The organism is Micromonospora sp. NPDC050200 (genome assembly GCF_040656135.1).
In the GTDB taxonomy this organism is placed as follows: Bacteria; Actinomycetota; Actinomycetes; order Mycobacteriales; family Micromonosporaceae; genus Micromonospora.
The window spans coordinates 1-10,393 of record NZ_JBFALG010000110.1 but is presented as its reverse complement, the minus strand read 5'-3'; the positions used below and the strand labels follow the sequence as shown (position 1 = coordinate 10,393).

11 protein-coding genes and 2 pseudogenes are annotated in these 10,393 nt (G+C 65.5%); 9 read left to right on the top strand and 4 right to left on the bottom strand.

Annotated elements, in window-relative coordinates:
• Positions 1–95: 95 nt before the first annotated feature.
• The 4 genes and pseudogenes from AB0I41_RS33680 to AB0I41_RS33665 all read left to right on the top strand — a co-directional run.
• Positions 96–215: pseudogene (locus AB0I41_RS33680) on the top strand (septum site-determining protein minD); the annotation flags it as partial.
• Positions 212–1,042 (top strand): annotated as a pseudogene (locus tag AB0I41_RS33675) (TadA family conjugal transfer-associated ATPase); the annotation flags it as partial. The pseudogenes AB0I41_RS33680 and AB0I41_RS33675, both read left to right, overlap by 4 nt.
• A gap of 242 nt (positions 1,043–1,284) precedes the next feature.
• Positions 1,285–2,061: an abortive infection family protein gene (locus AB0I41_RS33670; protein WP_357115126.1), complete on the top strand. Its 777-nt coding sequence runs from the start codon at positions 1,285–1,287 to the stop codon at positions 2,059–2,061.
• Between the two features lie 79 nt (positions 2,062–2,140).
• Positions 2,141–4,666, top strand: coding sequence for a DEAD/DEAH box helicase (locus tag AB0I41_RS33665; protein WP_357115124.1), 2,526 nt, complete (start codon positions 2,141–2,143; stop codon positions 4,664–4,666).
• Between the two features lie 133 nt (positions 4,667–4,799).
• On the opposite strand, the gene AB0I41_RS33660 is transcribed toward AB0I41_RS33665, so the two are convergent.
• Positions 4,800–4,979, bottom strand: a complete 180-nt coding sequence (locus AB0I41_RS33660) for a hypothetical protein (RefSeq protein WP_357115122.1) — start codon at positions 4,977–4,979, stop codon at positions 4,800–4,802.
• Between the two features lie 628 nt (positions 4,980–5,607).
• Between AB0I41_RS33660 and AB0I41_RS33655 the strand changes: the two genes are divergently transcribed.
• The 5 genes from AB0I41_RS33655 to AB0I41_RS33635 all read left to right on the top strand — a co-directional run bounded on the left by AB0I41_RS33655 (position 5,608) and on the right by AB0I41_RS33635 (position 8,611).
• On the top strand, positions 5,608–5,865 hold the full coding sequence (locus tag AB0I41_RS33655) for a helix-turn-helix transcriptional regulator (protein ID WP_357115120.1): 258 nt from the start codon (positions 5,608–5,610) through the stop codon (positions 5,863–5,865).
• Entirely contained in the window at positions 5,862–6,065 is a 204-nt protein-coding gene (locus tag AB0I41_RS33650) for a hypothetical protein (RefSeq protein WP_357115118.1), read from the top strand. The genes AB0I41_RS33655 and AB0I41_RS33650 overlap by 4 nt, the downstream gene beginning before the upstream one ends.
• A 298-nt stretch (positions 6,066–6,363) precedes the next feature.
• The gene (locus AB0I41_RS33645; RefSeq protein ID WP_357115116.1) at positions 6,364–6,552 is read left to right on the top strand and encodes a hypothetical protein; all 189 of its coding nucleotides are present in this window, start codon (positions 6,364–6,366) and stop codon (positions 6,550–6,552) included.
• 20 nt (positions 6,553–6,572) lie between these two features.
• Complete coding sequence (locus AB0I41_RS33640) at positions 6,573–7,613, top strand: AAA family ATPase (RefSeq protein ID WP_357115114.1); 1,041 nt, start codon at positions 6,573–6,575, stop codon at positions 7,611–7,613.
• 602 nt (positions 7,614–8,215) lie between these two features.
• The gene (locus tag AB0I41_RS33635; protein WP_357115112.1) at positions 8,216–8,611 is read left to right on the top strand and encodes a hypothetical protein; all 396 of its coding nucleotides are present in this window, start codon (positions 8,216–8,218) and stop codon (positions 8,609–8,611) included.
• A gap of 213 nt (positions 8,612–8,824) precedes the next feature.
• Here the strand turns inward: AB0I41_RS33635 and AB0I41_RS33630 are convergent, their stop codons facing one another.
• From AB0I41_RS33630 to AB0I41_RS33620, 3 genes are all read right to left on the bottom strand, one after another.
• On the bottom strand, positions 8,825–9,361 hold the full coding sequence (locus tag AB0I41_RS33630; protein ID WP_357115110.1) for a hypothetical protein: 537 nt from the start codon (positions 9,359–9,361) through the stop codon (positions 8,825–8,827).
• A 46-nt stretch (positions 9,362–9,407) separates the two neighbouring features.
• Complete coding sequence (locus AB0I41_RS33625) at positions 9,408–9,830, bottom strand: hypothetical protein (protein WP_357115108.1); 423 nt, start codon at positions 9,828–9,830, stop codon at positions 9,408–9,410.
• A gap of 135 nt (positions 9,831–9,965) precedes the next feature.
• A partial coding sequence (locus tag AB0I41_RS33620; RefSeq protein WP_357115106.1) for a hypothetical protein occupies positions 9,966–10,393 on the bottom strand: 428 nt, incomplete at its 5' end.

Genomic DNA, 10,393 nt, shown 5'->3' with positions numbered 1-10,393 from the left:
GGCGTGCCGGGTAGTGTCACGATGATCCTCTTCCTGTCTCCCGGCAAGCCTAACGCTCCCGGAACGGCTGCCTCATCTCAGCCTGACAGACAGGGCTGTGCCGGGGGCTGGAACGGGGCGAGGCGCCGGCCGGAGCCGGGCGGGGCCCACTCGCCGTGCTCTGCCGGCGGATCGTCACCGAGCTGACCGGCCTGCCCGTGCCGGGTGCGGCATGACCGGCCGTCCCGACGATCTGTCGGCGCGGGTCCGGCAGCGGATGGCCGGTGAGGCCACCCCGGTCACCCCGGCCGCGATCGTGTCCGCCGTACGCGCCGAGCCCACCGCGGCCGTCCTCGGGGACACCGCCGTGCTGCGGATGGCCGACCGGGTCCGCGACGACCTGGTCGGTGCCGGCCCGCTCGCCCCGCTGCTGGCCGATCCACAGGTCACCGACGTGCTGGTCAACGGCACCCGGGTCTGGGTCGACCGGGGCGAGGGCCTGCACCAGGTGGCGGTGCCGCTCGGCTCCGCCGACGACGTACGGCGGTTGGCGCAGCGGCTCACCGCGGCCGCCGGCCGCCGGCTGGACGACGGCTCCCCGTACGCGGACGCGCGGCTGCCCGACGGCACCCGGCTGCACGCCGTACTGCCCCCGGTGGCGACCGGCGGCCCCTACCTGTCCCTGCGGACCTTCCGGCAGCGGCCGTTCACCCTCGACGAACTGGTACGCCAGGGCACCGTTCCGCGACCGGTCGCCCCGGTCCTGGCGGCCGTGGTGGCCGCCCGGCTGGCGTACCTGGTCACCGGCGGCACCGGCTCGGGCAAGACCACCCTGCTCAACACGCTGCTCGGGCTGGTGCCGTCGACCGAGCGGATCGTGCTGGTGGAGGACGCCGCCGAGCTGCACCCGGTGCACCCGCACGTGGTGGGGCTCCAGGCCCGTACGGCCAACGTGGAGGGCACCGGCGTGGTCGGGCTCAGCGAGCTGGTCCGGCAGGCGCTGCGGATGCGCCCCGACCGGCTGGTGGTCGGGGAGTGTCGGGGCGGCGAGGTGGTCGACCTGACGATGTGGCAGCGTTTCGCACACCGGACGGGCCGGCGAGGCGTGTGGCTGGATCCTGTTGCTGTGGCCGTGGCTATCCCGGTCATTCGGCCGACCTGGCTGACGATCTAACGGATCGACGTGGTGTGATCGGGTCGATACTCTTGGCGGCTGTGACGACCCGAAGTCTTGTGCCCTTGCCTGTCCGGCGGCACTTCCGAGACCTCAGTGCGGGGTACAGCACTCTGCGATTGATCTCAGGTATGTGGGAGGACCAGGGCTTCGTCGCGTCGGGAGATCCGAACGAGGAAGCCGGTGAGCGGCGCGGCTTGTGGCGCGAGTTCGAGGACAACGTGGATTGGGCCGATCCCGTTCACGTGGAGAGAGTGCTCCTTGTGTACGAGACGCTCGTCGAAGAGCTGACTGATGAGGCCCTTGCCAGTACACGTCGCTTCCTGGATCGCCAGGGATTCGATCTCGATGCTGAAGGCAGGATCAGGCCGAAAGCGGATAGTGCCGTTGCAGCGGCTGCCAAGCTTCCCCGTTCGCTGAACGCGCTCAGAGACCCTGAGATGATCCTCGACTCGTTTGATCGCATCAACCGCGCGCTTACGACTGATCCGGCGCAAGCCATCGGATCTGCGAAGGAATTGGTCGAGGCCACCGCGAAGACGGTACTCAATGAGTTGAACGTGGCCTACGACGACAAGACTGCAAAACTGCCATGGCTCATCGACCGAGCTCAACGAGAACTTGGTCTTCACCCTCAAACAGTCGCGCCGGGGCCGGATGGCAGTCAGGCAACGAAGCGCATCCTGGGGGGACTGTCAGGAATCGCTGTCGGGATCGCAGAGCTACGCAACGAGGGATGGGGCACCGGTCACGCCACTCGGCGTCCAGGCTTGCGCCCACGTCATGCCTACATGGCGGTTGGTGCTGCCCACACCTGGTGCCAAGCCATCCTCGACACACTCACCGACGCGACTGCGCCCTGGCGTCGGCAGGCGATGAACGGATCAGCCGCCCAGGAAGCCTCGTAGATCTGCCTGCCGGCGGGATCAGATTACGACTGTGGAGGCAGAGACCGTGAGTCCCTGCCGATGATCGGAGGAAGCAGCGATGCCCCTGGACTGGTCCCGCATTGGCGCCGGCGATCGAGAGCCGCTGGTACGGCCGAGGGATATCTTCGCGGCGTTGCCGCGCAAACCTTGGTCGTACCTTCGTCAGGAGCAGGGTGAGATCCTCGAGAAGTGGTACGCCCGCCGGCACGAGCGCGACATCCCGATCAAGCAGAACACCGGAGGTGGGAAGACTGCCGTTGGGCTCCTGATCGCGCAGAGCAGCCTGAACGAAAAGGTTGGTAAGGCCGTCTATCTGGCGCCCGATACCTACCTCGCGGAGCGGGTGCGGCAGGAAGCGGCCACGCTGGGCATCGCCACCGCGAGCAGCCCGGACCAACCAGCCTTCCTGGCGCAGGAGGCCATTCTGGTTACCACGTTTCAGAAGGTGGTCAACGGCCGGTCGGTGTTCGGGGTCGTCGGTGACGGGCGAGAGGTGACCGATCTCGGCATCGTGGTGGTCGATGACGCCCACTCAGCACTTGCCACCACTGAGGGGCAGTTCCGGCTCCTGATCCCCGCTGGCCATGCGGCGTACCCCCGGCTAGTGGACATGTTCGCCGCTGACTTGCGCCACCAGACGGCGAAGGGATGGGCGGACATCCGAGCAGGCGAGTACAACGCGGTTGTACGGATTCCGTTCTGGTCCTGGGCTGATCGGCAAGATGAAGTCCTGCAACTACTTCATCAGTATCGCGACGACAAGCCGCACTTCTTCTTCACTTGGCCGCTCATCGCCGCCGTGCTGCCCCTGTGCGCGGCGGTGGTCACTAGCAGGGGCGTGGAGATCCGGCCGCCCTGCCCGCCAATCCGCATGGTCCCTTCGTTCAACGATGCCCGCCGCCGCGTGTATCTGACTGCGACGCTGACTGACGACAGCGTTCTTGTCACCGATCTGGACGCGGACCCTGAGTCGGCTACTCGACCGGTCACCCCCGGTAGCGCCGCAGACCTTGGTGAGCGCATGATCCTCGCCCCGATCTCGCTCAACCCGGGCATGGACGAGCACGAGGTGCGTGTACTGGGTCGGCAGTTCGCCGACGGAGACCGCGACGGTGACGGGCAGACGGACGCTGATCCGGTCAACGTCGTGGTTTTGGTGCCCAGTGACCGGGCCGCCGCCGCATGGTCAAAGTTCGCGGACCGGATCTATCACGTTGGTGACCTCGCCGCAGGCGTCGAGGAATTGAGAGCAGGTCACGTTGGCGTCGTGGTGCTGGTCAACAAGTACGACGGCGTGGACCTCCCGCAAGATGCCTGCCGGCTGCTCATTGTCGATGGCATCCCACGACCGGTCGAAGGTGTCGAGCGGCGAGAAGCGGAGGCCCTACGTCGGAGCCCGGCTCTGCGCGCCCGCGAGGTCCAGCGGATCGAGCAAGGTATGGGCCGTGGAGTACGGGACAGCTCCGACTACTGCGCAGTGCTCCTCCTCGGTGCCCGGCTTGGCGTCGCCACGTACGACTCGGGATACCTCGAACTGTTCTCACCCGCGACCCAAGCGCAGCTCGCGCTGAGCCGTGACGTCGCAAACCAGATCCAGGGCGAGGGACTCGATGCGGTCCGTGCTGCACTGTCCGCCTGTCTGGACCGCGCTCCGCAGTGGGTCGAACGAAGCCGGCGGGCGCTGGCAGACGTTGCTTATGCCGATAGGGGTCGGGTTCGACCGGAGGCCGTGGCCGTACGCCAGGCATTCGACCTCGCCGAGGCGGGACAAACCGCCGCAGCCGCCGATCGGCTTCAGCAGACGCTTAATGACATTGAGGACTCGGCTCTTCGCGGATGGCTGCGCGAGCAGCGCGCGGCATACCTGCACATGACCGACCGAGCCGCCGCGCAGCACCAACTTGCGACCGCGGTCAAGGAGAACCCTGACGTCCTACGACCCGCCGCTGGCATCGCTGTCGTTCAGACCCGCCCTGTCGCCGTTCAGGCCCGCGCGGCGGCACAGTATCTGACGACCGAATACGGCCAGGACGCCATGAATCTTGTCCTCGGTGTCCGAGCGCTCGTCGATGAGATCCAGTGGGACAACGAGCGCACCAACGAGGCGGAAGCAGCCCTAGAGCGGCTCGGCCTACATCTCGGTTTCGCGAGTACTCGACCAGAAAAGATCTACGGCACGGGTCCGGATAACCTGTGGGCGCTTAGCGCTGACCGGCATGCGGTCATCGAGCTAAAGACCGGTTCGACTACCGCGACGGTCGCCAAGAAGGACATCGACCAGCTCGGTGGCAGCGTTCGCTGGGACATTGATCAGCATCCAGGCGTGACTGCGCTCCCAATCATGCTGCATCCCAGCGCGGTGCTGGATGAAGCCGGTAGCGCGGTGCCCGGTATGCGCGTCGTCACGCCAGAGCGACTTGACCGGCTGAAGGCCGCTGTCGTGAAATTTGTCGTTGCCCTCGCTGACGGGCCTGGACGATGGCACGACGACAATGCTGTCCGAACACAGCTTGCACACCATCGACTGGACGCCAACAACATCTTCCAGAACTATGCCGAAGTTGCCCGTACATCCGCGAAGTGAGCCAAAAGGACGGAGCTGGCGATGCGGACGGCACTTAACGTACGGGCCGAGGTCGGACGCATCGCAGCGGATCAGGAAGTCCTGCTTGACCCGCGCCTGTTCGCCGTCGGCCTTCGCATCACCCGGCGACCAGTCACCGACGCCAGCGGAACAGTTCAGCCACCGCCTTGATGATGCCGGGCCGGTCCTTCGGGTCGGTGCCGCGAAGGGCCAAGGCGGTGATGATGATCTTTCCCGCGACCGGCACGGCGACGGCGGCAGCCGCAACCCACGGGCCAACGCCAACGAACGGCTCAAGATTCGCGAGCCCCACTTCATACCCCCTCCCTGGTCGGGCGAGGGTGCGTCAACCCAGCCCGGCCAGTGCGTCAACACTGGTCTGGCTGAGTCCGCGTTCCGGCGATCGTGGATCTCAGTCCTGAGACGGCACTGCCGTCTCAGGTCTTGCTGATGGTGCTACCTACCACTCGGTAAGGACTTAACTGGGCAGCTCTGCCGCCGGAGCACAAAGCGCCAATATATTCTCGTAGCCAACCTTTGCGCTGTTTACTCATATAGGCAGGCTGACCCGAGGGACCCCCCAACCGTTCCGGTGGGTTGCCCGTCAAGCAGCGTACCCGACCGCCGCCATGCGCGCGACGACCGTCCATAGAGGCCTTTGAGATCGCCCCAGAGACGCGGACCCGTGCGGGTCGGGGTATCCGGGTGGTGGGCACCCCGCTACGGTCTGTGATGGTCCCTGAGGAGTCATTGGGAGTTCCAGCACCATGTATGTTTGACCCACACGACGGACGCCGACGGCAACCGGTCGAGGTCGTGTCGCTTCACCCCTTCGCGTTCGGGCGCGAATCACCAACCGAGGAGAACGCTGCCGGGCATCTCTATGCCCTCGCGGACCTCGGCGGCGTGTATCCCCGCGAGGGCGGTTGGGACATGACCCGATGCCACGAGGCAAGTATGGCTGGCAACCGGCCAAGGTCGAGCTGTTCAAGCGACGACTGACGATTCAGCAGGTGGCCGAGGAGATCGGCGTACCGGAGCGCCACCTTCGCAACGCACTCGCGGGCAAGACGTACCCCATGCCCGAGGTGCGCAAGGGCTTGCCGCGTCTGCTCGACGTTCCCCTCGGTGACCTGTTCTGCGCCGAAATGCTTGAGGCGAGCTACGACCCGCGCAAGGCATCGGCGGTGCGGTCGTGAGCGCCACCCGTCGAAAGCTGGACTTCCGCCCCCGGACCGTCGCCACCTGCTGGCCTGAGTCCGAGTGGCCGCCGGCCGAGACGTTCGAAGAGGTCGCCGCGCAGGACGCCGTGCGGTCGGCAGTCAAGCAGGGCCTGCCGCCCGTCATCCAGGACCCCGCCATCGTGCGCGATCTGGTCATTCTCTGCCGCAAGCGGTGAGGGCTCCCGCACTGCGAATGCGAGAGCCCTCAGAACGAACGAAAAGGATACGACGATCGTAATGCTTACTCAAAGAGCGTCGCAAACCAACAAGCTTCCTCCTCCGCCACTTCCCATGCCAATGGCTCATTACCGGGATTGCCCGGGAGGCGATGAACTGGCAGTCATCCTGAAGCGACTTCAGCCGTTGATGGGTGGTGCCACACCCCGACCGGGGCGAATGTGGCTCCCGGACAACCTCAGGCGGCCTGTAGATGACATGTCGCGTAACGAATGTGAGCATGCCACCGTATGGCTGATGCCGTACCACTTCACCGCCTACACAAGCGATCTGGCCGCGTACAAGCGTTACCTAAACTCGCTCTTCGCTAGCGGGTGGGCCTTGGACGTGGCGTTTCTGCTGAGCGACATGTACCCGATCTGCCGGGGCATCGCCAATGAACGCAAGGCGGTCCGCCTCCGGGCACTGAAGAAGAAGGCTGCGTGATGGCGGCGACTAAGCGGAAGATGAACCTGCACGTCGTGGACGAGCCGGAGGATGACGACGCCTTCGAAGAGATCAGTCCGCTGGGGCGGGTGCTCACCCTCAGCGACCTGATGAAGCTGCCCGCCCCCGAGCCCTTGATCAAGGGACTGGTCAGCCACCGGTCGGCGGTCCTGATGGTCGGTGCCACGGGCAGCAACAAGACCTTCGCGGTGGTTGGCCTCGGCTGTTCAGTGGCGACGGGGAAGCCCTGGCTGGAGCACAAGGTCGCGGTCAGGGGTCACGTCGTCTTCGTCGTCGGTGAGGGTGCCCATGGACTGGCCGGTCGTATCGCAGCCTGGGAGGAGCACCACGGGGTCGAGGTTCCACACCGCCGCGTGTCGTTCGTGCTGAAGCCGACGAGCCTCATGGACCCTGCGTTCTGGGACCACCTGACGCGGCACGCCCAGGAGAAAAGGGCCGCGCTGGTCATCCTCGACACCTTCTCTTCGCTGGCACCAGAGGCGGACGAGACGAAGGATGCCGCGACGGTCATGCGGCGGCTGTCCGACCTCGCTGCCGAGATCGACGGCACGGCAGTGCTGGTCCACCACACCGGATGGGGACCACAGGACCGGGCGCGCGGCGGGTCGCAGTTCGAGAGCAACGCCGACGAGGTCCTCGTCATGGAGAAGCTCGAACCGACCAACCCCACCACGGTCGTCTCCCTGCGCCGCAAGAAGACCAAGGAGGAGGAGTCCGGCCGAACGGTCAACGTGCGCCGCAAGCTCGTCGGGCGGTCGGCGGTGCTGGAAGTGGTCGAGGGGGACACGCCGCAGAAGTCCGCGGTGAAGGACAAGCGCGAGGCGGTCAAGCGCGAGATCTTGGACCTGCTGGAAGCCGACCCGTACGTCTTCACCAAGACGCAAGCGCGGTTTGAGGTCAGCGGCAAGGTCGACATCTTCAATGAGGTGTGGCGGGGCCTGGAGGATGGCGGGCTGATCCTGTCGCGGGTCGAGAAGAAGGACGACGACAGGCAGGCCCAGCGGTACTGGGCCACCGCTCCTGTCGAAGAGCTGGCGTAGGCGGTTGACGCCGTTCCCCTCAAGGGAACGCGGTGGGGGTCCGGCGGGGGTCCAGGGAACGGCGTTCCCACCCCCGTCCGGAACAAGGGAACTTCGGGGAACGGCGTCGCATTCTCCCTGGACGTGAGCTCGTTCCCTAGGGAACCGCGTGGGGGAACGGGAAAAACCTACATCCCATGGGGAACGACCCCGTTCCCATGGTGGATGTGTATGGAATGGGAACGGGGAACGGCGTCGGCACCCGTACGTCAACTTCTGAAGATGGACGGCCCCGCTTTGGCTCTCGGCGGTCTCAAGGGTTGTCGGACCGTCCACCAACCCGACCCATCGCGTACGGAGACCGTCTCCAGGCGGCCCCACAGGCCACGGCACACCGGGTGGGTGTGGTCGGTGCGGGTCCGGGCGTCCGGACGGCTCTTGCGAGCAGCGCGGGGACCGAGTCGCCCTCCCGACAGAGGGTGGTGGCTGCGCTCGTGCTGCTCGACCAACGCCCCGCAGTCAGCGATGATGACGGATGCTCGCGGTGTGGCCCCGATCAAGGGACTGCCGACAGCCAGACATCCGAAGGAGACGCCGGCTTGATACAGCCTGAGGTTCGGATCGTGCAGCTCGTCGCGGCCTTACCCGACACGTGGTTGGTCGAGATCGAGGAGCAGGCAGAGGGAGGCCACCACGAGGCAGAAGGCTGGCAGGCTCGGCTGGTCACTCGCTATGAGGTATCAGCGAGCCCGGTTGACTGCTGGGCCTTACTTGAGGTGGGCGCTCAAGATGGGCCGGAACAGGCCATCGCTCCGGTCGCTATGCAATGGGCTGCCGCCGAGCCCGGAGTGACTCCCCGCATTCTGCTCGAATTCGCGGAAGCGAACGCGGTGAAGTTTTCAGCGGAAAGCGGCATCCGAGAGATGACACGTTACGAGACGGTCCGAGCCAGTAATGAGAAAGCCGCTATCGAGGCTGGGCGGCAGAGGCGTCCGCCAAGCGGTCCGAGTAAGAAGTAGTCTCCGGCGGTCGACGAGTGGTTCTCGGGATGCCATGCACCTCCCCCGAGTCCCGTTCGCGGGCGCTGGGAGATGCCTTAGAGATGCTGAGATGGCCCGGTGGTGGATGCGTATGGGTCCGGTCGCCTTACATTCAGCAAATTAGTTCTAAGCGGGATTTTGGTGGGGCCGCACCCGCAGTTAGCCGAGCGCATCCGGCGGGTGTGGCTCGGGTCAGGCCGGCAGGGGAAGGGCAGCCCACTCGGGATGGTCGTCCCATCGAACCCAAATCTCGTTTGGCTTTGGTGCTCCGAACATGGGGATCAGAAGTAACTCAATTGAGGCTTGCGGGGGTACCTCGTCGGCCCGAGTATCGCCCCTTAGCACGCACTTGATGCGAGACTGGTCAATCTCGACGTTGCGAGCAGTTTTCGTGCCGATGTTTCGCAGCACATAGCGGTTCTTCGACGTCTGCACGAGCCACCAGGCAGCATAGTCCGGGTTGGGCGAGGTCAGTGCTTCCCGGGTCGCGCTCGTGTCGACGGGGAGATGTGACTCCGCCGCTTGCTCCTTGGCAGCCTCGAACGCGGCTTCGGCTAGCTCTACTTGGCGCTCGGCAGCGGCGGCTTGCCTAACCGCGGCTTGAGCTGAGATCTCAGAAGCCGATGCTGAGGCCTTGGCGTGTTTGAGGGCACGCCATGCAACACCCCCGGCCCCTGCTGATACGACGAAAGCAGCCCACGTGGGCGCGTCTCCCCACTCCACAGTCACGGGAGCAAGTATGGGGGGAGGCGTCCAGGCGGCGGGTGCTGCGTCCTCACGGCATCGGTACCGCCGTCCACTCGGGGCGGTCCCCCCACTTGAGCCATAGCTCGGACATCGTGTCGTCTCCGGCCATGGAAGCAGCCCAGAAGGTTAGCGCCTGACCAGGCTCGAAAATGCTTTGCTCATGGTCTAGCTCGAACAAACTAGGCGTGCGGGAGGTATCGAACTCCACCCCGACGGCTGCCGCATCGCCCACGTTGCGCAGGACATATGAGTCCCGGCCTGGACCCGGCATGATCTGCCACCTAACCGATGGCGGTGGCGGGGTGAGCGCTTCCTCTGCCGCAGCGGCTTGGCGCTCAGACGCATCCGCTGCCCGGCGCGACTCCCGGAGAGAGCGAATCGACACGATGAGGGCTCCGGCGGACATCACCACGGAGGCGCCAACACCGGCCCATGCAGCTGCGTCTTCCATGGAGATCATCGTAGGTCGATCATGCAACGGCGCAAGGAGGCCCCGGTTGGAGACTCGTGGGTGGACGCCACGGGGCAAGTCACTGTCCGTGACCTTCGCCGTGGACAGCCAACGTGCGTCGGGTGTAGCGCAGCCCTACTTCTTCCGCTTGGCGAGTTCCTCCAGTGCTTCCGCTCGCCGGTGCTGCCATTCCATGAAGCGCTGCTGTGCTCTCTGCTCGCTCATGACCGGCTCCAAGATGTGGCCGCCGAAGAGGGCGCGACCGGTAATCTTCGCCTTCGCCTCTTCCAGCGCGTCAGCAATCTTGACGCGAAGTTCGATCAACTCAACCTCAAGCTCGAAAAGGTGCAGCATTCTGTCCTCGAAGAGGAGAATTCCTCCGGCCGGATAGAAGACTCGGATGCCTACCGCCTTCGAGGGGGTGCTCTGATCCGGCGGAGTCTTCAGAACGTTCCGGTCGGTGATGTACCACGGCCCCGGCGTTGTTCCGGCTTGAGGTGTTCTGTCCAGGTTGAGGACCGGGCAGGGCTGGAGTTGTGGGACGAGCGCGACTCTGATGATCT